This window comes from Alkaliphilus hydrothermalis (assembly GCF_016908555.1).
GTDB classification, from domain to species: Bacteria; Bacillota; Clostridia; order Peptostreptococcales; family Natronincolaceae; genus Alkaliphilus; species Alkaliphilus hydrothermalis.
On sequence record NZ_JAFBEE010000003.1, the window covers coordinates 103,033 to 128,012 of the forward strand.

At 38.3% G+C, this 24,980-nt stretch carries 18 protein-coding genes; 1 reads left to right on the top strand and 17 read right to left on the bottom strand.

Translation table 11 applies throughout. From position 1 onward, the window contains the following. Positions 1-239 precede the first annotated feature (239 nt). The 7 genes from uvrA to ftsE form a co-directional block, all read right to left on the bottom strand. On the bottom strand, positions 240-3,068 hold the full coding sequence (uvrA, locus tag JOC73_RS03725) for an excinuclease ABC subunit UvrA (RefSeq protein WP_204400520.1): 2,829 nt from the start codon (positions 3,066-3,068) through the stop codon (positions 240-242). A 16-nt stretch (positions 3,069-3,084) separates the two neighbouring features. Further along, the gene (gene uvrB / locus JOC73_RS03730; protein ID WP_204400521.1) at positions 3,085-5,061 is read right to left on the bottom strand and encodes an excinuclease ABC subunit UvrB; all 1,977 of its coding nucleotides are present in this window, start codon (positions 5,059-5,061) and stop codon (positions 3,085-3,087) included. A gap of 344 nt (positions 5,062-5,405) precedes the next feature. Continuing rightward, the gene (locus JOC73_RS03735; RefSeq protein WP_204400522.1) at positions 5,406-6,626 is read right to left on the bottom strand and encodes a S41 family peptidase; all 1,221 of its coding nucleotides are present in this window, start codon (positions 6,624-6,626) and stop codon (positions 5,406-5,408) included. 168 nt (positions 6,627-6,794) lie between these two features. Then, complete coding sequence (locus JOC73_RS03740) at positions 6,795-6,974, bottom strand: hypothetical protein (RefSeq protein WP_204400523.1); 180 nt, start codon at positions 6,972-6,974, stop codon at positions 6,795-6,797. A gap of 48 nt (positions 6,975-7,022) precedes the next feature. Then, positions 7,023-8,153: a murein hydrolase activator EnvC family protein gene (locus JOC73_RS03745; protein ID WP_204400524.1), complete on the bottom strand. Its 1,131-nt coding sequence runs from the start codon at positions 8,151-8,153 to the stop codon at positions 7,023-7,025. 22 nt (positions 8,154-8,175) lie between these two features. Then, complete coding sequence (ftsX, locus tag JOC73_RS03750) at positions 8,176-9,072, bottom strand: permease-like cell division protein FtsX (protein ID WP_204400525.1); 897 nt, start codon at positions 9,070-9,072, stop codon at positions 8,176-8,178. After that, a complete protein-coding gene (gene ftsE, locus JOC73_RS03755) occupies positions 9,062-9,739 on the bottom strand; it encodes a cell division ATP-binding protein FtsE (protein WP_330613102.1) in 678 nt (225 codons plus the stop codon). The genes ftsX and ftsE overlap by 11 nt, the downstream gene beginning before the upstream one ends. A gap of 282 nt (positions 9,740-10,021) precedes the next feature. Here ftsE and JOC73_RS03760 point away from each other — a divergent pair, with 282 nt between their 5' ends. After that, complete coding sequence (locus JOC73_RS03760; protein WP_204400527.1) at positions 10,022-10,594, top strand: 5-formyltetrahydrofolate cyclo-ligase; 573 nt, start codon at positions 10,022-10,024, stop codon at positions 10,592-10,594. A 175-nt stretch (positions 10,595-10,769) separates the two neighbouring features. Here the strand turns inward: JOC73_RS03760 and JOC73_RS03765 are convergent, their stop codons facing one another. The 10 genes from JOC73_RS03765 to JOC73_RS03810 all read right to left on the bottom strand — a co-directional run bounded on the left by JOC73_RS03765 (position 10,770) and on the right by JOC73_RS03810 (position 24,962). Beyond that, positions 10,770-13,166 (bottom strand): Lon protease family protein, encoded by a 2,397-nt coding sequence (locus JOC73_RS03765; protein WP_204400528.1) that lies wholly within the window; start codon positions 13,164-13,166, stop codon positions 10,770-10,772. 101 nt (positions 13,167-13,267) lie between these two features. Beyond that, positions 13,268-14,479 carry a LysM peptidoglycan-binding domain-containing protein gene (locus JOC73_RS03770; protein ID WP_204400529.1) on the bottom strand — a complete coding sequence of 404 codons (1,212 nt, stop codon included), beginning with the start codon at positions 14,477-14,479 and terminating at the stop codon, positions 13,268-13,270. Between the two features lie 155 nt (positions 14,480-14,634). Further along, positions 14,635-17,439, bottom strand: coding sequence for a phosphodiester glycosidase family protein (locus JOC73_RS03775; RefSeq protein ID WP_204400530.1), 2,805 nt, complete (start codon positions 17,437-17,439; stop codon positions 14,635-14,637). Positions 17,440-17,618: 179 nt separating this feature from the next. Continuing rightward, entirely contained in the window at positions 17,619-18,089 is a 471-nt protein-coding gene (locus JOC73_RS03780) for a protease complex subunit PrcB family protein (protein ID WP_330613091.1), read from the bottom strand. A 143-nt stretch (positions 18,090-18,232) separates the two neighbouring features. Beyond that, complete coding sequence (locus tag JOC73_RS03785; RefSeq protein ID WP_204400531.1) at positions 18,233-19,168, bottom strand: transketolase family protein; 936 nt, start codon at positions 19,166-19,168, stop codon at positions 18,233-18,235. After that, entirely contained in the window at positions 19,168-19,989 is an 822-nt protein-coding gene (locus JOC73_RS03790; RefSeq protein ID WP_204400532.1) for a transketolase, read from the bottom strand. Before JOC73_RS03790 ends, JOC73_RS03785 begins: the two co-directional genes overlap by 1 nt. A gap of 24 nt (positions 19,990-20,013) precedes the next feature. Further along, positions 20,014-20,877, bottom strand: coding sequence for a YitT family protein (locus tag JOC73_RS03795; RefSeq protein ID WP_204400533.1), 864 nt, complete (start codon positions 20,875-20,877; stop codon positions 20,014-20,016). 39 nt (positions 20,878-20,916) lie between these two features. Next, a complete protein-coding gene (locus JOC73_RS03800) occupies positions 20,917-21,639 on the bottom strand; it encodes a WecB/TagA/CpsF family glycosyltransferase (protein ID WP_204400534.1) in 723 nt (240 codons plus the stop codon). Positions 21,640-21,651: 12 nt separating this feature from the next. Then, a complete protein-coding gene (gene csaB, locus JOC73_RS03805; protein WP_204400535.1) occupies positions 21,652-22,731 on the bottom strand; it encodes a polysaccharide pyruvyl transferase CsaB in 1,080 nt (359 codons plus the stop codon). A gap of 77 nt (positions 22,732-22,808) precedes the next feature. Next, positions 22,809-24,962 carry a DUF5693 family protein gene (locus tag JOC73_RS03810; protein WP_204400536.1) on the bottom strand — a complete coding sequence of 718 codons (2,154 nt, stop codon included), beginning with the start codon at positions 24,960-24,962 and terminating at the stop codon, positions 22,809-22,811. Positions 24,963-24,980 lie beyond the last annotated feature (18 nt).

Below are 24,980 nucleotides of genomic sequence, written 5' to 3' on the forward strand. Positions count from 1 at the left end.
CTTGTTCAAAAACCTTTAGATTCAAGAAACAAGAGAACAGAGCGAACGTAGCGTATAGACAATACGTGAGGGTGCTAAGTTCTCGCAGTGACGCAGAAGATGAGGGCTTTTCAACAGGTAGCCTGTTCAAAAGCCTTTAGATTCAAGGAACAAGACAGACCAGCGGTCGTCGCGTATATGTAATACGCGAGAGTGCTGGTCTGTCGCAGTGACGCAGAAGATGAAGGTTTTTCAACAGGCTAGAGTAGTTTCTTTAAAAACATCCCAGTATACGATTCCTTCACCTTCACCACATCCTCTGGCGTACCTTTTGCAATAATCATACCACCATTTGTACCTCCCTCTGGTCCTAAGTCAAGGATATAATCGGCTGTTTTGATGACATCCAGATTATGTTCAATAACTAAGACAGAGTTGCCTGTATCCACCAACTGCTGTAGCACCTCAATGAGACGATGGATGTCGGCGAAGTGTAATCCTGTTGTTGGTTCGTCTAGTATATATAGGGTCTTACCTGTACTTCTCTTGCTGAGCTCTGTAGCCAGCTTGATTCTTTGGGCCTCTCCCCCAGATAACTGGGTAGATGGCTGCCCTAGTTTGATATAGCCAAGACCTACATCGTTTAAAGTCTGTAGCTTCCTCTTGATTTTAGGAATATTTTCAAAGAAGGATACGGCTTCCTCTACGTTCATACCCAATACATCGGAAATCGTCTTTCCTTTGTATTTAACCTCTAGTGTCTCCCTGTTGTACCGTTTCCCTTTACATACTTCACAGGGGACGTACACATCTGGTAGGAAGTGCATTTCAATTTTAATGATACCATCTCCGCTACAGGCCTCACATCTTCCACCTTTAACGTTAAAGCTGAATCTACCCTTTAGATATCCCCTCATTTTAGCGGTTTGGGTTTGGGCAAATACGTCCCTTATATCATCAAATACGCCTGTGTAGGTGGCAGGATTCGATCTAGGGGTTCTACCTATTGGGGATTGGTCAATATCAATCACCTTATCAATATGCTCTATTCCTTCAATGGCCTTATGATTACCAGGCTTACGCTTTGCTCCGTGGAGTTCTTGGGCAATCTTCTTATAAAGGATTTCATTGATTAAAGTACTCTTTCCAGAACCCGATACCCCTGTAACACAGGTCAGTACCCCCAATGGGATTTCAGCATTTAATTTCTTTAGGTTATTCTCGTTGGCACCCTTTATTTTTAGCCATTTACCATTAGGCTGTCTTCTTTCAGCTGGAACTTCTATTTTCTTTGTACCACTTAGATACTGTCCAGTGATGGATTCCTTACAGTTTTTAATGTCCTCCAAGGTTCCCTGGGCAACAACCTCACCACCGTGAATCCCTGCCCCAGGGCCTATATCGATTACATGGTCAGCACAGCACATGGTATCCTCGTCGTGCTCCACCACAATTACTGTGTTCCCGATATCGGCGAGGTTTCTCAGGGTTTTAATTAATCGATCGTTATCCCTTTGGTGTAGACCAATACTTGGTTCGTCTAGGATATAGAGTACCCCCACAAGACTAGCACCGATTTGGGTTGCTAGACGAATCCGTTGGGATTCTCCCCCCGATAATGTCCCTGCATTTCTAGATAAGGTCAGATAGTCCAGACCAACATCCAACAGGAAGGTTAGTCTTCCCCTGATCTCCTTTAGGATCTGATTCGCAATAAAGGCTTTTCTTTCATTTAACTTTAGTTCATCAAAGAATAGCTTTGCTTCTCCTACGGACATTTCTGTAATCTGATGGATATTTAATCCCCCCACCTTAACTGCTAAGACAACATCCTTTAGTCTAGCTCCCTTACATTCAGGACAAGGGTTTTCACTCATATATTCTTCGATTTTTTCCCTCATATAGTCAGAGGAAGTTTCTTTATATCTTCTTTCAAGATTTGGAATTACTCCTTCAAAGATTGACTCATAGGTTCTAATTCCACCATACTTTGACTCATATTCAAAGGATACCTTGTGTTTACTGGAACCATATAGTAAAACATCGATAAAGTCCTTTGGTAGGTCTTTAATAGCCGTATCTAAGTCTACATCAAATTGATCGGCAATACTCTCCACCATTTTAAAATAGTAGGTGTCCTCATTTGTCCCACTGGCACTTGTCCAAGGGGCAATCCCTCCATTACGGATGGATAGGTTCTTGTTTGGTAGCACTAAATCTGGGTCGACTATCTTCATGTGTCCAATACCATTACATTCTGGACATGCTCCAAAGGGGCTATTAAAGGAGAACATTCTTGGGGCTAATTCTTCAATTCCAATTCCATGCTCTGGACAAGCAAACTTTGTGGAGAATTGCAGTTCTTCCTTTCCGATTACGTCAACGATAATGAGTCCATCGGTAAGCTTTAGTACCGTCTCCACGGAGTCGGCTAAACGCTGTTGTGAGCCCTCCTTGAGAACAATCCGATCCACCACTACCTCTATATTATGCTTCTTCGTCTTGGCAAGTTTAATGTCTTCGTGGAGGTCCATCACTTCCCCATCCACCCTTACCCTTACAAAACCTTCTTTTTTAATATCCTCTAATAACTTTTGATGCTCTCCTTTTTTACCTCTTACAATAGGGGCTAATATTTGTAACTTAGTCCCTTCATCAAATTCCATAATCTTGTCCACAATTTCCTCAACTGTCATCTGGCTGATTTCCATACTACACACAGGGCAGTGGGGAGTACCAACTCTTGCGAATAAAAGCCTTAGATAGTCATAGATCTCTGTAACTGTACCCACTGTAGAACGAGGGTTCTTACTTGTCGTCTTCTGATCTATGGAGATTGCAGGGGATAGCCCTTCAATATATTCCACATCTGGTTTTTCCATTTGTCCAAGGAATTGTCTAGCGTAGGCAGATAAACTTTCAATATATCTTCTTTGACCCTCTGCATAGATGGTATCGAAGGCCAAGGAGGACTTCCCTGACCCCGATAACCCTGTTAGCACCACTAGCTTTTCCCTTGGAATTTCTACGTCAATATTTTTTAGGTTATGCTCCTTAGCTCCCCTAATAATAATTTTATCCCGTGCCATTTCTACACCCCTTTTTCTACTTCTTCTTCTGTAGTTCCTTTAACTCATCCCGTAATTGGGCTGCCCGTTCAAACTGTAAATTTTCAGCAGCTGCCCTCATTTCAGTTTCTAATTTCTTAATATATTTCTCCAGTTCCTTCGTCGTCATATCTTCTTTACGCTTTTTAGCACGATATGGTGTTTCATCCTCTGCCACCTTAGTCGCTTGGATGACTTCACTTACCTTCTTATTAACTGTGGTAGGAACAATATTATGCTCCACATTATAATCATGCTGTAGGCTTCTACGTCTTTCTGTCTCGCTGATGGCTCGATCCATTGACTTGGTAATCTTATCGGCATACATGATTACTTTACCCTCGGCATTTCTAGCGGCCCTCCCAATGGTCTGGATCATGGAGGTTTCTGATCTTAGGAATCCTTCCTTGTCAGCATCAAGTATGGCGACTAAAGTAACCTCTGGTAGGTCTAGCCCCTCCCTCAATAGGTTGATACCCACTAATACATCAAACTCACCTAATCTTAAATCTCGAATGATTTCCATTCTTTCTATGGTCTTGATATCCGAATGAAGATATCGAACAGCAATATCCAGTTCCTTTAAATAGTTGGTTAAATCCTCCGACATCTTCTTGGTAAGGGTGGTGACCAATACCCTCTGATTTTTGGCTATTCGTTTGTAAATCTCCGATACTAAATCATCAATCTGACCTTGGACAGGTCGTACCTCCACAATTGGGTCCAGTAGTCCAGTAGGTCGAATAATTTGCTCCACCACTGGTCCATCCTTCTCTAGCTCATAGGGACCTGGTGTTGCACTGACATAAACCACTTGATTCACTAATTCTTCAAATTCATTAAAGCGTAAAGGTCTATTATCAAAGGCAGAGGGCAGTCTAAACCCATGATCCACCAAGGTTTCCTTCCTTGCTCTGTCACCATTGTACATCCCCCTGACCTGAGGAACTGATACGTGGGACTCGTCTATAATAATCAAATAATCATCTGGGAAGTAGTCTAATAACGTATAGGGTCTACTGCCGGGCTCTCTTCCCGTCAGATGTCTTGAATAGTTTTCGATTCCTTGACAGAAACCAACTTCCCTGAGCATTTCTATATCATACATGGTTCTTTGCTGGATTCTCTGGGCCTCGATTAACTTTTCCTGTTCGTTAAATTCCTTTACCCTTTCCTCCAGCTCCTTTTCAATTGCCGTAATCGCCAACTCAATTTTGTCGGCTCCTGTGGCGTAGTGGGATGCTGGGAAGATGGTAACATGATTTCTTCTTCCGATAATTTCTCCTGTCAATGCATTTACTTCTGTAATGCTTTCTATTTCATCACCAAAGAAATCCACACGGATGGCGTTTTCTGAAGAGTTGGCAGGGAATATCTCCACTACATCTCCCCTTACTCGAAAGGCCCCCCGTACAAAGTTGATATCGTTTCTTTCATATTGTATATCCACCAGCTGTCGTAGTACTTGATCCCGATCCTTCTCCATGCCTGTCCTTAGGGAAACCATCAATTTCTTGTATTCTTCTGGGTCCCCCAAGCCATAGATACAGGATACACTGGCTACAATGATTACATCCCGTCTTTCCAGTAAAGCAGAGGTTGCCGAGTGCCTTAATTTATCTATCTCATCATTAATAGAGGCATCCTTTTCGATATAGGTATCAGAATGGACTACGTATGCCTCCGGTTGATAGTAGTCGTAGTAGCTGACAAAATATTCTACTGCGTTGTTTGGAAAGAATTCTTTAAACTCACTACATAATTGGGCTGCCAATGTTTTATTATGGGCAATTACCAACGTGGGCTTCTGAACATTTTGTATCACATTTGCCATGGTAAAGGTCTTTCCCGAACCCGTTACCCCCAGTAAAGTCTGATGGGTGTTGCCCTTCATTATACTTTGGGTCAATGCTTCAATTGCCTTCGGTTGATCCCCAGTTGGTCGATAATCAGATACAATTTCAAATTTATCCATATTATATACCTCGCTATTCCTTCATCATTTCGTTTGCTATATTCTATTATATCATAGTTAGTTTACATAATATAATAACGGAGCTTATTTTTACTTCCCTCCTATTTCTAGCCACTATTTTAAATCATTTTATCTCACCTTATCTTTCCGAATCTTTAGGAACATTTGTTCTATTTTCTATTATAGTTATTAAGACTTATCATGTCAAACTTATACCATTAAATCATCGTAAAAAATACATCCATAGTGTTAACCATGGATGTAGATGTAAATGTAGATTATTTTACTTACGATTAATTTGCTAATGTATCTATGCTAATTCAGGCAATCCTAACTAGCTAATTCTATTTCTTTATTTTATCCTGTACTACTTCAATAGCCTTATGTAGTTGAATATCATCATCCTTCTCTATCGTTGTTTTGTCCTTAAGCTCTTCCGGTAATTCCACAACGATATTCGGCTCTACTCCCGTACCATGAATATTGGTTCCATTAGGCGTAAAGTATTGGGCTACTGTGAATTTAAAGCCCGTTCCATCGGCTAGAGGTTTTACTTGCTGTACTAGGCCTTTTCCGAAGGTAGTGGTTCCAATTATGGTACCTGCTTCTCCGTCTTTTATTGCTCCTGAAAGAATTTCAGACGCACTGGCACTTCCTCCATTTACCAAAACAGCTAGAGGATAATCAATCTTGCTCTTGTCGGATTTTTCTACCTCTTTGTTGCCTTGACGATCTTCTGTATAAACAATTGTTTGCTCTCCCAATAGCATATCAGAGATTTCAATACATTGGCTTAGTAATCCACCGGGATTGTTTCGCAAATCCAGAATCAACCCTTCAATCTTCTGCTTTTCCAGCTTTTTCAAATGATTTTTAAAATCTGCTGCTGTTTGTTCATCAAACATTGAAATACGGATGTATCCAATATTTTCTTCTAGTACTTCTGATTTTACGGTCTGTAGACGAATTTCTTCTCTTTCTATCGGAACTTCTAAAGCATTGGTCACACCTTTTCTTCTAATGGTTAAGATAACCTCAGTACCGGGCTTACCCTTCATTAATCCCACTGCTTCTTCTAGCTTTTCGCCATAGATGGCTGTTCCATCTACAGCAATAATTTTATCACCTGTTGTTATCCCTGCTTTTTCACCAGGGGTATCTTCTATTGGAGATACTACAGTTACGTATCCATCTTCGCCTGGGGTTACAATAACTCCAATTCCCCCGTAGCTCCCGGATGTTCTGGTCATTAAATCATTAAATTCCTTTTCATTCATGTATACAGTATATGGGTCTCCAACACCTGCAAACATTCCCTTAACGGCTCCCTCTGCCAATACTTCTGGATTAATTTCTTTATAATAATTTTCTTCAAGGAACTCACTTAATTGAAGTAGTTTCTTATGGGTCTGCTGAATGTCTTGATAATACTCATATGTATCTTTGCTGATTATGAATCTTTGACCAAGCTTAACCCCTAGGATATTTCCAACCGTATAATTTAATACAGAGGTTATAATTACGATTAAAACTGCACCGATTATTGCTTTTTTCTTGCTGATCATTTTTTTCGCCCCTTTTTTGTCCAATTACATTTATTTCGTCCTTTCTATAGCTTATTAGACTACATTATACCATATTCTTATTATGACTTAAAAACCGCAATTAAACTCATTGATTTCAGATTTTTACTAATCGACCCCCTCTAGTAGTCTTTTCTGCATGTATAAGTATTAGATATTTATCATAAAATTCCTGCTATTGAATACATTAAAATAAAAAGGAGGAGTTGTTTTGAGGACTGCTAAAAGGATTGGACTATTAATAATCGGAGTTGGAATACTCCTTTGGATTTTCACCCAATATTCTGTAGGAAGATAGTCTTCTACATTTACATTTGATAATTTATACATAAAATAAGCGAAGGATTCAAAACATCCTTCGCTTATTTTATAACTTTATTATCTTATATATGGAGTTGGGTCTACATAGCTTCCATTTTTTCTTACTTCAAAGTGAAGATGGGGTCCTGTTGACATCCCCGTACTTCCTGCAAGGGCAACCTTTTGCCCTCTAGTAACTTGATCTCCCACCGATACCAATAGTCTAGAGTTGTGGGCGTATAGGGTCATTATTCCACCACCATGGTCAATAATAAGTACTCTACCGTACCCCCCCATATCTCCTGAATGAACTACTTTACCTGCATTTGCTGCAACAATGGCTACACCTGTTGGGGCTGGTATATCAATACCTGAGTGGAATCGCTTTGTTTTTAGTATTGGATGAATCCGATTACCATAAGGCGATGATATTCTTGAATATCCTGGAACTGGCCAAGCCATTACCCCCCCAGCATACTGGGTATTATTTGATTGAAGTCTTCTCAATTTACTTTGTGATTCTTCTATTTCTCTTTCAAATTGGTTTTCTAACTTTTCCAATTCCTTTCCTTCTGCCATCAATTCTTTTCTATACCTTTCCTGCTGACTTCTGGAAACCTGTAGATTTTTCTGCTTTGATACAACATTATTCTTTAGACCGATCAATTCTTTCTTATCTGTCTCCAACTGAACTTTCTTGTCTTCGATGGCATCCCTCTGTATTTTTAGCTCTTTTAGTAAATCTACATCATGCTGAACGATTTTCTTCACCATATCTAGATTCGATAATAGCTCTGGTAGACTCTTTGAACTTAATATAACCTCTGCATAGCCTATGTTTCCTCTTCGATACATTACATTAATTCTTGAACCTAATAGCTCATTCTTATCATCAATTATTTCCTCAGACTTTACCAATTCTACAGTAGTCTTATCGATATTCTTTTGAGTAGAGCTAATATCCTTTTCTAATAGAGTAATTTCCTTCTCTATTATATCAATTTCTAGCTCAAGTTTTTGAATTTGTGTAAATGCACTTTTTTGTAGTTGTTTGTTTTTACTAATATCTTTTTCTAGTCTTTCAAGTTTCTTTGTTGTACTGGCAATCTGTTGTTTTATTGCATTAGTTTGATTCCCAAATACAAAAGTCGATGAAATCAAGATAATCAAGCCCATAACAACTGCAAAGGATACTTTTAAATACCTCAAGATACACGCCCCCCTTAAATCTCTACACCTTTAAGTGTTTTCTTAATGAAATAATACTTCCCAACGCCCCTACTCCAGATCCCAATACTAGGAACATCATAAGGGTTCTTTCCATCATTTCTTCAATTGGGATTAAATATCCACTGAATAAAACCGTAAATCTAGAAGTGATGGCCACAAAGGCGTATTGATACCCATAGTGTACAATACCTACGGCCAATACTGCACCGATGAGCCCTAATACAATCCCCTCCACCACAAAGGGCCATCTAATAAACCAGTTGGTTGCCCCAACATACTTCATGATGTTTATTTCTTGTCTACGGGCATTCAATGCTAATTTTACAGTATTAGAGATAATAAACATTGCTACTAAGACTAGAATAAAGATCAAGGCTAATCCCACCGTCCTAATGAAACTAGCGATTCTTAGTAGGTTTTGAATCATTTCTTTGTAGTATTTTATTTCATCTATTCCTTCAACCTCTTGCAATGCCAGTACTACTGGGTCTGCAAGATCAATATTTTCCAAATGAATGATATAGGAGTTGGGTAAAGGATTTTCCTCTAGCGATTCTAACAAATATCCTTGGTCCCCCCATCGCTCCCTCATATTTTGTAGGGCCTGTTCCTTTGATTCATATTCTACCTGTTGTGTACCGTCTATGACTTCTATCTTTTTTCCTATATCAATTATTTCTTCTTCACTAAGTTCTTCCTGTAAATAGACCTGTATTGTATCAAAATGAGCCTGTGTCATGGAGGCTGCATTATTGATATTTAATACTAAGGTAATAATCAGACCTAATACAATCAGGGAAGCTGCCACGGAACCAATGGAGGCAACACTCATTCCTCTGTTACGCCATAGTCCTAGGGTTCCTTGCTTGAAGATATATTTTATCGTTCTAATCTTCATAACCATATGCCCCCCTTTCTTGATCTCGTACAATTCTACCTTTTTCGAGGGCAATTACCCTTTGTTGCATGACATCAACGATGTCCTTTGCATGGGTAACCATTAATATAGTGGTGCCTCTTCTATTGATTTGTCGAAGTACCTTCATAATCTCCCAAGCTGTCTCAGGGTCTAGGTTTCCTGTAGGCTCATCGGCAATCAAAATAGATGGGTTATTAACAATGGCTCTAGCAATAGATACCCTTTGTCTTTCTCCCCCTGAAAGCTGATGGGGATAATTGTTTGCTCGATCACTTAAGCCCACCATCCCCAATACCATAGGAACCTGTCTTCTAATTTCCCTTGAGGAGGCTTCAATAATTTCCATTGCAAATGCTACATTTTCAAAGACTGTCTTGTTGGGTAGCAACCTAAAATCCTGAAAAATCACCCCTATATTTCTTCTGAGTAGGGGGGTTTTTCTTTTAGATAGCTTTGTAATTTCTTTATTATCTAAGTAAATCTTACCCTCCGATGGTTCTTCTTCCTTCAGTAGTAGTTTAATAAAGGTGGATTTACCTGCACCACTGGGGCCAACTAGAAAGGCAAATTCCCCTTTGTCTATCTTAAGGTTAATATTCGTTAAAGCTTGTACACCATTTTTATACTTTTTACTTACATTCATCATCTCTATCAAGTTTATCAACTCCTGTTATCTACATTATCCTATTTCGACATTAACTTGTATTTTCCTTTATAAAAACAGCAGTGTATTATAGTGATTTATACCTATTTTCATTGTATTTCGAGGAAATAATAGTCATATTTATATTTATCAATCTTTTTCTACCAACACTCTACTCCATTATACCAATATTGTAGCCCCTATTTCAATTGAATTGATTACCAAAATTCTGATACAATATAGATAATAGCTTAAAATACCAGCATTTAGGGGGCGTTTCATAAAATGAAAAAAATCATTCGACAAAAAATCCTAAATAAAAGAGAAAATTTACAAAGAGAAGAAGTTGTCATAAGAAGTAGCAGAATCATTAAAAATTTAGACGCTTTGGAATATTTTACAAATGCAGTGAATATTATGCTGTACCTTTCCTTTCGCAACGAAGTAGACACAAAGGATCTGATTGTAAAGTTACTGAAGGAAAATAAAAGGGTTTTTATCCCTGTAACGGTTCCAAAAACAAAGGAACTAGTTGTATCGGAACTAATAAACCCTGATGCAGATTTGGAACTAGGCCACTTTGGGGTAATGGAGCCAAAACAAGAAGCTCTTCGACCAGTTACCCCAGAGACGCTTGATTTAGTAATCGTACCAGGAGTTGCCTATGATGAAAGGGGCTACCGTATTGGCTATGGTGGTGGCTATTATGATCGTTTCCTTCCTAAGCTCATGCCTAATACTCCTAAAGTATCCATTGCCTTTGAATTACAAATGATAGACCAAGTAGATGATGATTCCTTTGATATTCCTGTGGATTTTATTATTACAGAGGAAAGAATCATCAGCTGTAAAAAGTAATACCAAAATCTTCTACATACTTACAAACCAGTACTTGTTCTAAGATTAATATCAAAGTCAATAATCTCTAGCCTGTTCAAAACCATTAGATTCAAGGCACAATAACAGCCAGCCACCGCAGCGTATATAGAAATACGCAAGGGTGCTGGCTGTTTGCAGTGAAGAAGATGGTTTTCTACTTGTTTTGATTCTTTTTAGATAGTCCCTTTAATTTTTCTGTAATCAAGTAATTAATCGTTCCCTCTGGATATACTCCAGTGTCCAATAATTCTCCAGCAGGTACATCTGTAAGGATTTCTATTCCCTCCTCCACATGACTGATGGCGTAAATATGAAAATGATTGTTTCTAACAGCTTCGATTACATCTTGTCTTAGCATAAGATTTTTGACATTCTGTATCGGAATGACCACACCTTGATTTCCAGTTAATCCCTCCAGACTACATACATCAAAGAACCCCTCTATTTTTTCATTGACACCACCAATAGGCTGTATTTCACCCTTTTGATTCACGGACCCTGTAACAGCTATGGATTGCTTAATGGGTACTTCTGCTATGCTGGATAGAATAGCATACAGCTCAGTGCTGGAGGCACTATCTCCATCAATCATCGAATAGTTTTGCTCAAAACTAATGCTTACAGCTAAAGAAAGAGGCTCTTGTTGAGCATATTTATAGCCTAGATAACCACTTAGAATTAATACTCCTTTATCATGGATACTACCACTCTTCTTTACTTCCCTTTCAATATTAATAATACCTGCCTTGCCCCTGTAGGTGCTTACTGTGATACGACTTGGCTTTCCAAAGCTATGTTCACCTGTTCCCATAACCACCAATCCATTAATCTGTCCTATTTGTTTGCCCCTACAATCCATCAGTAATGAACCATCTTTAATCATTTCATTCAGCTTTTCTTCATATTTGCTATTTCGATAAATCTTCTGCTGTATGGCTTTTTCAACATGTTTCTTTAGTACGATTTCGCCACCATTTATGTCCCTCCATGCATCGGCTTCGTAGAGAATTTCTACGATTTGATTAAACTGAGCACTTAGTTTGTCCTTATGATCTGCCAATCTAGAGCTATACTCCATCACCCTTGCAACTGCTGAGAAATCAAATGGCTTCAAATTTTCTTTTTCACAATGGGCAGCTATAAATTGAGCCATTTTCATGACATTTTCCTTATCTTTACTCATTTCTACATCAAAGTCTGCCATGACTTTGAAGAGTTTTCTAAAATCTTCATCTAGATTGTATAGGGCATGATATGTTTGATGATCTCCAATTAAAACAATCTTAATATTTAAAGGGATTGCTTCCGGCTTGAGGGTAGATGTTACCACATAACCCATCAGCTTATTAATGGATTCAATATTGACTTCCCCAGTTTTCAGGGCTCTTTTGAGGGTTTCCCATGCATGCTGTTGTAGTAGTACTTCATGAATATTTAAAACCAAATAACCTCCATTAGATAAGTGCAAAGCTCCTGGTTTTATCTCCATAAAATCTGTTTTTAAGACACCCATCTCATTTTTATATTCTATCGAGCCAAGTAAATTATATAGGGATGGATTACTCTCAATAATGATCGGTGCATGGGTTAATTCTCTGTTGTCTATAAAGAGATTTACCCCATAGCGGTTTAAAAAGTCCTCCTGCATCTTCCCCTGCATCATAAGGAGACGATTTACATTTGCCTCTGGGACTTCATCCTGCTTCTTAAAATAATCCAGATGTTCTAGGATATCCTGCTCCAGATGGTTGATGTATTCCACCATTAATTTTCTATGGCCGTATCTTTGAAGCAGTTTAGTAATATAAAAGTTGATGATTCGATAACCCTTGGATTCTTCTAGCTTTTTTAATTGATTTCTAAACTCTGCCTCTAATGTCTTCATTTGATTGAAGTATTGCAGTGTCTCCAACGTAAGCTGGCTGGAATTTTCCCTTAATTCCTCAACTTCTTCCGCCGATAACTGGCCATATTCTTCTTTGGTCATTGGCTGATCTCCTTTAAGGGGAACAGTCACCAGTCCTCCCTCTGATTCCTTGACGACGAAACCATATTTCGAAGCAATTTTATCAATCAGCTGTACTACCTTATCATTCTCCTGTTGAAAGCTTCTATATAATTGATTTTTCTCTGCCTCATATTCGCTTCCTTCAAAAATATTTGAAATCTCCCTTTGAAGGTCATTTATTAAATCCTCCATATCCTTTTTAAATTGAGCTCCTAACCCAGCCTCCATAGATAATGCTTTTGGCTTATCTGGGTTTTTAAAATTATAAACATAGACCCAATCATCGGGAACTTCTTGTTCTTCAGCTAATTTTTTTGTAATGGAATAGGAATAACTACTACGGCCTGTCCCACTTAATCCAGCTACAAAGATGTTGTAACCCTTCTTCTTCATACGTAACCCAAAGCTTAGTGCCTCTACAGCCCTTTCTTGTCCAATAATCTCATTTAAAGGTTCTAAAGTATCAGTTGCTTGAAAATCCATAAAATCAAGTTTACATGGACTGGTAAGTGCATCTGGTTCTAGCCGGTATTTCCTATTCATATTACATTCCCCCTCCGTATGTTTTTTAATGTATACCCATTTTAAGAAAGTTCAACAAATTTATTTTCAAAAATACTTATGGGGTTGTTTTTGATGGATTATTATTTTCCGCCTGCCTCTAGCACATTAGACTGATGAGCTGGATCTGGTTGCCCATCCTTATGTCTAGTTCCATTTAGGAAATATACATCAAAATGTCCATTGTAATTGTTGTCTTTGATATATTGGATATCATGGGGTGTTGAAGTTGCGGAAGCCGCTAATCTTCTGCCATCGACTTCTACTATGATTACTCTTCTAGTCCAACTATAACTACCTCCCCAAACTCCCTTCATAATGGCAGCATCCTTTGCTGTCAAAGGCTCACAATCTGCGTGATTGGCTCCGATGGTACGCTTTGCCTGCCATCTCTTACCTGTTTTAACATCATACATTGTAAATACTTTACCGATTGGCACTACATATTGGGCCTCAGTCCACCAGTCTAATAATTCTCCGTATTGTGGGCCAGGAGTAGGCTTTACTGCAATGTGATATACTGGGATTGTCAGCTTTTGTCCTACTCTTAATACACTTCTGTCCGTCAGCCCATTTACTTGCTTTAACTCAGGAAAAGGGATACCGTACTTGATGGATATACTCCACAGGTCATCTCCGCTGGCTACTATATGGGTTGTGGTGGTCTTTGTGTTTACACCAGAGGCAGGTGGTACAGTACTACCTGTATTGTCTGGTGTTATACTGGTTCCCTTTGGAATAGATAATATTTGTCCTATATAAATTGACTGCCCTTCCTTTAGGTTGTTTTGTTGCATTAATTGTTGTAGATTTACATTGAATTTCTGACTGATAATCCAAGGGGTATCACCTTTTACCACTGTGTATTTATTTACTTCTGGGGTTATGGTTGACTTGCTGGGAATAAGGATAACCTGTCCAGGATAGATATGGGATGAAGCAGTCATTCCATTTATTCTCAGCAATTCATTCAAGCTTACTCCAAAACGGTTGCTGATGATCCATGGTGTATCATTTTTGGTTACTGTGTAGTTGGTATATGTTGGTTGATTTGTTTGCCCTGTGGAGGGTATTGTTATAATACTGCCCACCATTAGTGCAGGGGTTGTTTGGTATTGAGGATTTAAACGATAGATTTCATTCAAATTTGTATTGTATTGTTGTGAGATTTTCCATAAAGTATCACCGCTCTTTACGGTATGTATTTGATTTGCAAAGGTATAGTTAACTGTTGATGAGAATAGGGTTGCCACCATTGTCGTACCTATTAAAAGCTTTTTTATATTTTTCTGCATAGTGTTGCCTCCTTTGTCGAAATATAAGTGTCCTAGATATAATACGACGGGAAACCCCTTGATTCCTTGATGTAAATTATGGCATTGTTTCCTACAAAAGAAGACCCAGCCTCCAATGGTTATCATTTTGTAACCGTTGGAAACTGGGCTATTTTTTACTTAAAAATAGATTTAATTTGATAGGTTAAAGTGTTACCCGATACATTGAATTCCAAATATTGATACGTATCATGGGGGCTTTTGGGAGGGATTTTAGGATTGGTTCCTGTAGAAATATATCTTACGCCATTTTTGAGGTCCACCTTTAGGGCTTCCCCACCGTATAGCACAAATATATTTTTTCCCTTCTCAGCCTCCTTTGTCAACATCTCTTCAAAAAGTTTGGCTTCTAGACCATCAGAAAAGCCATTTGTACCCCAAATGGGATTTGGTAACACAATGAAAATGTTATTCTTCTTTGTGTTTTCCAGTTGACTCTTTAGGTAGGGCCATTGACTAAAGTTGGTTTGTCTTAGTCCCTTTTGTCTATTATCTAGTTTGATAATCAGATGATCTACATTATCTTGATGGGAGTGTCCTGATGATGCAATCACCATTGGTTTTTTAAGCTTGGCTTTCACGCCTTCCTCTACGTTCCCTGTAAATAGGGCTGTGTTGCTTGCATGATTTATTTTATTCACTATGTTATTTACTAGATATCGCTCCATTAAGGTGTTTTGATTTAAAGCAATTCCACTATGGGCAGTGATGATATTGCCTTTAGTGGCTGCTTCTTTGTATAGGGGGTCTTTGATTACTGGCTTACTTACAGTCTGGATAGTGCTACCGATGGGGTAGACCGCCTGTAGATCGTCAAAGACTATTCTCCCCTTTACCTTTTCCTCAGGATTGGGCTCAACAACATACACTCTGTCTAATTTAACAGGATAGGCGATATTAGCAGGTAAAGCTGCCTCTAAGTACTTCCACCCTGTCCAATCCACCCCCCTCTTAAAGTCAAGGGTATGGACGGTTCCATTTCCATCATAAATTCTACCTCTAATCCATTGGGTTGATTGTTGGTCTGCTGATACCCATACACCTAATTTAAGGGGCTTTCCACTGATGGTAATACCACCATTAGGATAATCCATATAGGCTCCCCTTGTGGCTTCTGTAGTGGTAAAGTCGTACTCCAATGCCACTGCATCAGTGTTTTGTCTCCCCTCATCCACTAATGAAATAGAGCCCGTCACCCCCTGTGGGTAACTGTTGAACCTTACCTTCATTTCATTAAAGTTATCCAGAATTACCTGTTGATTACCCACAGCCACAGGGATATTCAGCTTGCTATTCTTAAATTCAGCCACCAAAGTACCCTCACCATTGGAATTCCCTGCTGTATATACGCCATCCTTGATGGTCCCCAAGCCCTCTAAATCCTTCCATGTAATTTGCTGTGGATTAATCGGTGCCCTGTAACCTAAGGCATCTACCCCTGTAACTTTAAAGGAGGCTGTTTTCCCTTGGGATAATGTCAAGGAATTAGGTGTGATTTCAAGATTGGCAGGCTCTTCTAATACCTTAACCTCCACCTCTGTTGTTTTACCAAGATATTCCACCGCGATTACTGCCTTGCCAGATTTATTGGGAATAAACTTATTACCTGTAAAATTCCCTCCACCAGATTTTAATGAATATTTAATCTTTGAAGTATCTACTTTTATTGGATTATAGTTTGTATCAAAGCCCACAACACTTACTTCAACAGCTGTATCTTTGAACACATTTTGATTTGAAGCTTCTGCTTTGATTCCCTGTATAGGAGCAGCAATTGCATTGGATATTATGGCTAATCCATTGATAATTCTTCTTTCAGATCCATCAGAAGGCGTATTCGTCAACTGAGGCACAAAGCTCCCTGGTCTACGGGTGAGCATTGTACTGGAGCCTCCCCCATCCATAATGACAGCTTCATGGCTACCTAACTCAATCATCAACTTTGCCAAACTATCACCATTTACGCCTACATATGAACTATGGCGACCATCCACTGTTACTAGGATTATTTGACTTCGATTCTTTGTTATCCCCACTGCCGACCTAGGATGATTTCCTGTAACGCTCTGGGTAAAGGGAACGACTTGTCCATTTTTAACCAAAAGCGTTCCTCCTCCTAGAGCTAATTTCATACTATCTACTCCAGGAATCATCAGGGTTTCTATCGTCAATACATCTCCAACGTTAATATTTCTCATTAGCTCGGCACCCCAAAACCCAGTCGCCATGACTATATATCCATTAGCAGGTATATTCACTGAGGGTTGGCTTTTTCTAACCTCTACAACTTTGTTATCAACCACAAGGACTTCCACTAGATCCTGCCTGTCCTCGGCTACCCCTAGGGACTGAGGCCCCCAATTTTTATCAATCACTGTTATGTATTGATATTTTGAAGTGATTTTATTGATGGCAGCCACCTTCAATTCTTTACCTTTATCGGTCTTTAATTTCAGGTAATAATCTAGGTAATCTGCAAAAGCATTATTGTATCTATTAATGTAAAAAGTAGCTAATTCATTTGCAATAACAGGACTACTAATCATCTTTCCATCCTTTAACATGATTCCCATGGGTGAATCAGGGTTTGTCATATAAAAGAAGTCTCCATTCATTGCCCCTACAACATTTTCTTTTCTCTTTACCATCGATGTTAGGGTTTCCTTTGTTGACACACCACCCGAACTCTGTAATAGGTCTAGTTCTATGGTTTCATCATTTAAATCAACATATAATGCATTGACGTTTAACCAACCGTCTTTAGTAAACCGCTGGATATGTTTTTGGGTTACCCCACTGGAAAGCCTTTCTGTGGTGATTTTTTCGTAAAAATCACTATTAGCGTTAGCTCCTACCGTTAGACTCAACAACAGGATAATACTAAAGATGCCAGTCCATATACGTTTCTTTTGTAAGCTCATTGCAATCCCCCTTTGGTGTCATATATTTCTAGTATTTAACTCTACTTTTCAGTATATCTCTTTTATATTGAATGTCCATTACAACTAGATTACAATTTAATGAATTTTTGGTATTACTTTTTAATATGAAGAATCCACCCAAATTAGGTGGATTCTTATGTTTGATTGTTTTCCATTAATTACTCAGGATTCCTAACCTGCAACTCAATCTTTTGAGGTAGCTCTTTCAAATCTGTTTTTGCTACTGCATAGGGATATGTAATCACCTGAGCCACCAATTCATCTGGTTTGGGATCTGTAAATACAGCATAAACCACCAGCTTTGATTCGTTTTCTTCTTCCACCAGCTCAATTTTCTCTATATCAACCCCATATCCTGCGGTCAATTTTTCTCCCCTAGTAACAATCACATAAACTTCATCATCAATTTTAGTAGCCAAAGCCCTCTCTAGCATCTTATACCTACCTATAATATCCGTAAGCTCCTCTGGTATATTTTCTGTAGCCACCACTTCGTACTTCACTGTGTCATTTTCCATAAAATTAGGAACACATCTCATTGCAACTACGACAACAACAATTAATAACATAACAGTAACTAATAATTTCCAATTTAACTTTGGAAATTTCGGTAATCTTAATTTATTCACAATATTCCCCCCCTCCAATATTCTTTATGTCGTCCTCACTTCTATGTTTATTCTTGGATAATGGGAAATATTCAGAACTCAAATAAATTCCATAAAAAAAGAAGCTAGCGAAAGCTTCCTTTTTCTATGATTTTTCAACAGGCTTACTTCTTAATTCCTTTAACTGCCTCTACAATGGCATCCACAGTTAATCCATACTTCTCTAATAATTCATTTGGCTTACCAGATTCACCGAAGGTATCCATAGTACCGATTCTCTTTACTGGAACTGGGTGAGTCTCTACTAGCGTTTCAGCTACAGCAGATCCTAATCCTCCGATAATGTTATGCTCTTCTACAGTAACAATAGCTCCCGTCTCTTGAGCTGCCTTTGCAATGATGTCTTTATCAATAGGTTTTATCGTATGGATATTAATTACCCTAGCATTGATGCCTTCAGTAGCTAATTTTTCAGCCGCCTCCATCGCCTTACTGACCATTATTCCTGTAGCAATGATGGATACATCATTACCTTCTTTTAATTGTACACCTTTACCAATCTCAAATTTATATGTACTTTCATCATTTAAAGTAGGTACTGCGGATCTTCCCATTCTTACATAAACAGGTCCGTTGTACTCTGCAATAGCACGAATAGCTGCCTTGGTTTCAACACCATCAGCAGGCACGATTACTGTCATATTTGGAATCGCCCTCATGCAAGCGATATCCTCTAATGCTTGATGAGATGCCCCATCTTCCCCTACTGTTAATCCTGCATGGGTAGCACAGATTTTTACATTTAGCTTTGGATAAGCTACTGAATTTCTAATGATTTCAAAGGCTCTACCTGTGGCAAACATAGCAAAAGTACTGGCAAATGGAATCTTTCCAGCTGTTGATAACCCAGCCGCCATACCCACTAAGTTTTGTTCTGCAATTCCTATATTAAAGAATCTTTCAGGGTAGGCCTTGCTAAAATCATAGGTTTTGGTTGATTTAGATAGGTCGGCATCTAATACCACAATCTGATCATTTTCTTTTCCTAGTTCAACAAGAACTTCTCCATATGCGTCTCTAGTAGCTACACTCTTACTCATTATTTTTCGCCTCCCAATTCCATTAAAGCTTTTTCTGCTTCTTCTTTCTTTGGTGCATTACCATGCCATCCAGCTTGATTTTCCATGAAGGAAACACCCTTGCCTTTGATTGTCTTAGCAACAATCACTGTCGGTTGTTCTGTCGTCTTTTTAGCTTCTTCTAAAGCCTTGATAATTTCCTCAAAGCTATGTCCATCAATTTCAAGTACTTGCCATCCAAAGGCTTTAAACTTGTCTCCCACTGGATCGATTCCCATTACAATTTCATTCGGTCCATCAATTTGAAGACCATTATGGTCAACGAAGGCAGTTAAGTTACCTAACTTATAGTGGGCAGCCGCCATAGCAGTTTCCCAGACCATACCTTCTTGTAATTCTCCATCCCCTAGTAGTGAGTACACTCTTGCTCCATTGTTATCCATCTTTGCAGCTAAAGCCATACCACAGGAAGCAGAGAAACCTTGACCTAAAGAACCTGTAGACATTTCAACTCCCGGAGTCCCCTTCATGTCTGGGTGACCTTGAAGCATTGCATCAACTTTTCTTAGCTTCATTAATTCTTCCTTTGGAAAATATCCTTTTTCTGCCAATACTGCATATAAGACTGGTGCCGCATGTCCCTTTGAAAGAACAAATCTATCCCTGTTCTCCATTTTAGGGTTTGCTGGGTCGATATTCATTTCCTTAAAATAAAGCACAGTTAAAATATCTGCTGCTGATAAAGATCCTCCTGGATGACCAGAACCTGCTTCATGTAACATTTCAATTATATTTCTTCTAATAGATGTTGCTTTTTCCTCTAATAATTGGTAATCCTTCATGAAATTTTTCTCCTCCAATGCTTTCTATTTTATTTCTTTAAACCCTTCACCCAATACCTCATGAACTGTGGTGATCATAATGAAGGCTCTAGGATCTACACCGTAAACAATTCTCTTCAATTTCGTTACTTGAGCACGGTTGACAACACATAACAGAACGTCCCTCTGACTACCTGTATACATGCCCCGTCCCTCCAACACTGTAACCCCTCGCTCCATTTCATCCATAATCTTCTTTCCTATTTCAGATGGGGAACTGGAAATAATATAAAAGGCCTTTCCAAAGCTGAGCCCTTCTACTATAAAATCTGCAATTTTAACTAATATATACAAGGCTATGATGGAATAAAGGGTAGTCTCCACATTTCTTTCCACAAAACCAGCAGTCACTACAATGATTAAGTCTAGAATCATCATTAGTTTGGCTGTACTCAGGGAAGGAAAGTACTTGTTTAATATTGCACCTGCTAAATCAGTACCCCCTGTTGTCCCCCCAACAAGAAAAATCATTCCCAGGCCTATACCCATCAATAGTCCCCCGTATATACTTGCCAGCAGTATATCTTGAGTAACGATAAAACCGTGACCAAAAATCACTATAAATAATCGAATAAAAACTGATAACATCACAGTGGCATAGGCTGTTTTAAGTCCAAAAACGCCACCTAAAACAATAATACCTGCGATAAATAAGGGGATATTCAACGCTAAATTGGTAACATCAATGGGTATTCCTGTAAGCTTATATACTACAATTGCTAAACCAGTAACTCCACCAGGGGCGATGGTATTCGGTTCTAAGAAAAAGTTTAGACTCAAGGCCATAATTGCTGCTCCAATGGTTATAACGACATAATCTAGGACTTTTTTATATTTTTCATTATTCACTTTTTCTCCCTCCCTCTAGTTGTATTTTATTTTCTATAGTTAGCCTTTAAGGATAAATTTAATTAAGAACTTTGGTAATACTAACATACGCTTAAATCTCCAAGGTTCCTTTGCAAGACGATAAAACCACTCCATACCCATTTTTTGATAAATTTCTGGGGCTCTTTTAGCAGTACCAGCATGAATATCTACACTTCCCCCTACCCCCATTGCCACCTTACATTTCAGTTGGTCCTTGTGTTTGTCAATCCATATTTCTTGTCTTGGAGCTCCTAAACAAACAAAAAGTACATCAGCTCCCGATTGGTTGATGTCATTAATCACACTTTCGGTTTCCTCTTGCTTGTAATAGCCATCCCTAAAACCTGCAATATTAATCCCTTTATACTTTGCAGCAATATTGGTTACTGCCATTTCTGCTACACCTGGTTTTCCTCCCATAATATAAATAGACTTATGGTTTGAGGCACAATACAGGAGAAGGTGATGCATTAAATCTACCCCTGTTACCCTTTCAATCAGACCCTTTGACTTTAGTTTTGAAGCAATGATCAAGCCAATACCATCGGGAACAACTAAATCTGCTTCCTTGACGATTCGATCTAATTCTTTGTTTTCTTGGGCTAACATGACGATTTCAGGGTTGGGTGTATAGACTTTCTTTAGGGTGTCTCCCTCCACGAAGGAGGTCACCTTTCTAATGGCTTCCTTCATGGTGATTGCGTCTATTGGTACATTTAATATTTCAGCTTTCTTACTCATTTTATCCCCCTCTTATAATAAATCCAAAAAGATTTCTTGGGTCATATTTGCTTTTTTTCTTAGAATGGCAGTGGCTTGATCCAGCTCCTGCTTTGCAAAAGCACAGTTTTGCAATATTTCGTCAATGGCTGTAAATAGTCTAATCTGATCAAGACTCTCCACCCTACCAGCATTTCTTTGATTCACCAGCTTTAAGAAACTATTGATCTTATCGTCATATTCTAACCCCACCATTGGTACGTTGGCTATAGCGGCGAAAATCAAGGAGTGAAGTCGCATCCCCACCATCAAATCTAGTCCGCTAATCACAGTCAATAACTCCTCAGGGGAATATTGATTTGTCAAAACTTTTGCCTTTGTTTCCATCATGTCAGCGATTTGAAAGGAAACATTTACGTCATCTGGAAAATGCATTGGGACAAATACCACCTCATGATTTGCTTTTTGGAGGTAGTCTCCCATTTTAGCAATCACTTTCTTATAGTCCTCATGGTCCTTCCAGCTTCTCACTGAGATTCCTACTATTTTTTTACTCTGATCCAGCCCCTCTTGTCTCAAGAGTTTATCCACTTTTTCTACAGTAGGAAGCTCCATACCAAAGGCTACGTCTGCCGTCACTTGGATATTCTTTTTCACCCCTATAGATTGCATCAATTCCTTTGAAGGATGGTCTCGAACTGTAATCACATCCACTTGGTCTAATATATATTTACATATTTTCTTATTAATTCCCTTTGTTATCGGTCCAAAGCCATTTCCATAAAACATAACCTTTTTACCCAACCTCTTAGCAGTAAAAATAATGGCTAGATAATATAGCAGGGATCGACTACTGGTTACGTCTTGCAGGACAGAACCACCGCCACTAATGACAACATCACTATCTTTAATGGCCTTTAGTACCTTCTTCATATCATTTCTATTGACTGCTTTGACACCATACTGCTTACTGGTTTCCTCCTCATTATAGGTCAATACTGTTATGTTAATTTTGGGTCTAACTTTCTTCATTCTACCAACAATTGTTTGTAATAATGCTTCGTCTCCAGTGTTCTGGAATCCATAATACCCAAACAATAAAACATTTTTCATAGATGAAATTCATCCTCTCTCTGGATATTTCTTAATAAAGAATTGCTCTTTTACATTTCCTCTAACTCTGTAGTTGCCTAAATATTTAAGTGTTTTCTTAGGGAATTTAATAACTTCACTCCTATTTCTAGGGCTACAATGTAGAAAATACCCAATACAATTCCTAATCCTAAAGAATAAATCGTTCTAGCAATTGATAAATATACAGGCGTTCTAAAATGACTAAAGGTGTTAATAATAGATGTTTGCCCTAATACGGCCACGATTCCTGTAGCAAAGATTAAACATTTATATCTTCTTTGGGCTGCATAAAAACCCATTAATAACAATGGAAAGGCAATTAAAAACTCTTTTGTTCTAGGTCTAGCCAGTAATAGTTCGGCTAATTTGTTTCTAACAAGTATCTCTATATTGGATGCTTGAAGATCTGTGGCATGACCTGTCCTGGCAATATAAACATAGCCCACTACTAATGCAATACCACCTAGTAAAACATAGAGTACCTTAATATCCTCCATCAATAGTTTTTGAATATCAGATATCTGAATTCCAACTTTTCTACTTCCCTTCTTACGCTTGTATCCAAAGTAGCTTAGGTATGCCAGTAGGAAAACTGCCATTGGTACTAACTGAGCAATTTTTACTCCACGATAGAGATGCATTGCTATAAAATATTCAATATCTGATAATATTGATGATACATATAAAGCCCCTACAAAAGAGATCAGAGAAGTGATTAATAGATCCTTTATCCCTCTTCCTAGTTGGATAATGAAATTTTGATTGTTATTGTCACCATGTAAATATTTTGAGCAACTGGCTGTAAAATAAACCATACTTAAGGAAGCAAAAACAATTGCCGCCCCTATAGCTAACATATTACCTGCTAAAGAAGGGATTCCATAAATAAGGGCTACTACAAACCCGCCACCAAATACCAGTAATAATATATTATATTTTTCTTTCAATTTAACAAAAGTATTCAGCAGCAGAATTCCTGCCGCTACAATTCCTAATCCCATCATTATTTGATGAATCGGACTTACTCGCTTAGGGTCCATCCTACTACTTTCCCCTAATTCCATCCCATGTCTCGCGATTCTTGCTTCAAAGCGGTCAAACATCTTCTCATATTCTTCCACGTCGGTGACATAGGTTAATTTGTCAATCTTAAAGGGTCTAAAATAAATTACTCTAATATTTCTCTCTGTTACTGCCCTATATAGGGTATTTTCAATTTCTTCTGCTCCTGTATAATATAAATGGGCAAATTTCATCTGAATAAATTCCGGCATAGAGAATACACCAACCGCGTTATAGTCCAATTGTTTAATTAATGGATCAATTCCTTCTTGCTTGATATACTGTCCTTGGACTGACTTTTCTATTAAGCCTACTTTACTCCCCTTCTCCTTCATATAATTCTTTGTAATATGCATATAATCAGGGAATCCAAAAACACTTTCACCATCAAAAATAAGCACCGAAGGAGCTACGTTTAACTCCTTATATTCATCAAAGGTTGCAGAAAATAATTTTTCGCTTTCCCATCCATCATACTGATAAGGTCTAGCCATTACCTCTAAGCCACTATCTTGAATTATCTTTACTTTCTCAGGATCAAGACCCAAACCTAGCTTGATCAGCTTTGTAGAGACCAATTCTTGTTGTAATAGGAAAGCTCTTCCTTTGATATCAATTCCCCGTTCGTATTGGTATAGGGCCTCTTCTTTTGTTCCCTTTAAAATGATAGAATAGATTCCTTCGTCTTCAACTAAAGTAAACTTCTCCGATTCATAACGATCTTGTAATTTTTCACTAATAAATTGGTATAATTCCTGGGAATCAGTCATCACAACAGCATCAAAATCATGATCCTCTGGATTGCTTTGAAGGTATTCTAATAACTGAGTTGGATAACCATCTCTATTATTTACATCAGATAGAATATTGGCAGCCATCTCTATTTCTAGGGGCTTCCCGTCTACAATAAGGTCCTCAAGGGTTTCTTCCCTTAAGGCAACATTTTTAACCCCCATGGACTTTAGCTGTTGGAACCACCATGTTAAGGATTCTTCCGATTGATCTGCCAATTCTTTGAATTCATAGTAATCCAATACCATATCAATCCTTTTATTCCCTGACTCTACAGTAAATCTTCCTATAAAATTAAAACTTGTCACCAAAAGACTAATTAATAAAACACCTAAAATGATTTTGTTATTTTTCATATTGTTCCATCCCTCTAA

Coding starts and splice junctions, on each gene's coding strand:
- JOC73_RS03810 (WP_204400536.1), bottom strand. CDS start 24,962: ATGAAAAATAACAAAATCATTTTAGGTGTTTTATTAATTAGTCTTTTG.
- JOC73_RS03790 (WP_204400532.1), bottom strand. CDS start 19,989: ATGAAGGATTACCAATTATTAGAGGAAAAAGCAACATCTATTAGAAGA.
- uvrA (WP_204400520.1), bottom strand. CDS start 3,068: ATGGCACGGGATAAAATTATTATTAGGGGAGCTAAGGAGCATAACCTA.
- JOC73_RS03740 (WP_204400523.1), bottom strand. CDS start 6,974: ATGTATAAATTATCAAATGTAAATGTAGAAGACTATCTTCCTACAGAA.
- JOC73_RS03775 (WP_204400530.1), bottom strand. CDS start 17,439: ATGAGCTTACAAAAGAAACGTATATGGACTGGCATCTTTAGTATTATC.
- uvrB (WP_204400521.1), bottom strand. CDS start 5,061: ATGGATAAATTTGAAATTGTATCTGATTATCGACCAACTGGGGATCAA.
- ftsX (WP_204400525.1), bottom strand. CDS start 9,072: ATGAAGATTAGAACGATAAAATATATCTTCAAGCAAGGAACCCTAGGA.
- JOC73_RS03760 (WP_204400527.1), top strand. CDS start 10,022: ATGAAAAAAATCATTCGACAAAAAATCCTAAATAAAAGAGAAAATTTA.
- JOC73_RS03735 (WP_204400522.1), bottom strand. CDS start 6,626: ATGATCAGCAAGAAAAAAGCAATAATCGGTGCAGTTTTAATCGTAATT.
- JOC73_RS03785 (WP_204400531.1), bottom strand. CDS start 19,168: ATGAGTAAGAGTGTAGCTACTAGAGACGCATATGGAGAAGTTCTTGTT.
- JOC73_RS03770 (WP_204400529.1), bottom strand. CDS start 14,479: ATGCAGAAAAATATAAAAAAGCTTTTAATAGGTACGACAATGGTGGCA.
- JOC73_RS03765 (WP_204400528.1), bottom strand. CDS start 13,166: ATGAATAGGAAATACCGGCTAGAACCAGATGCACTTACCAGTCCATGT.
- csaB (WP_204400535.1), bottom strand. CDS start 22,731: ATGAAAAATGTTTTATTGTTTGGGTATTATGGATTCCAGAACACTGGA.
- JOC73_RS03800 (WP_204400534.1), bottom strand. CDS start 21,639: ATGAGTAAGAAAGCTGAAATATTAAATGTACCAATAGACGCAATCACC.
- ftsE (WP_330613102.1), bottom strand. CDS start 9,739: ATGATGAATGTAAGTAAAAAGTATAAAAATGGTGTACAAGCTTTAACG.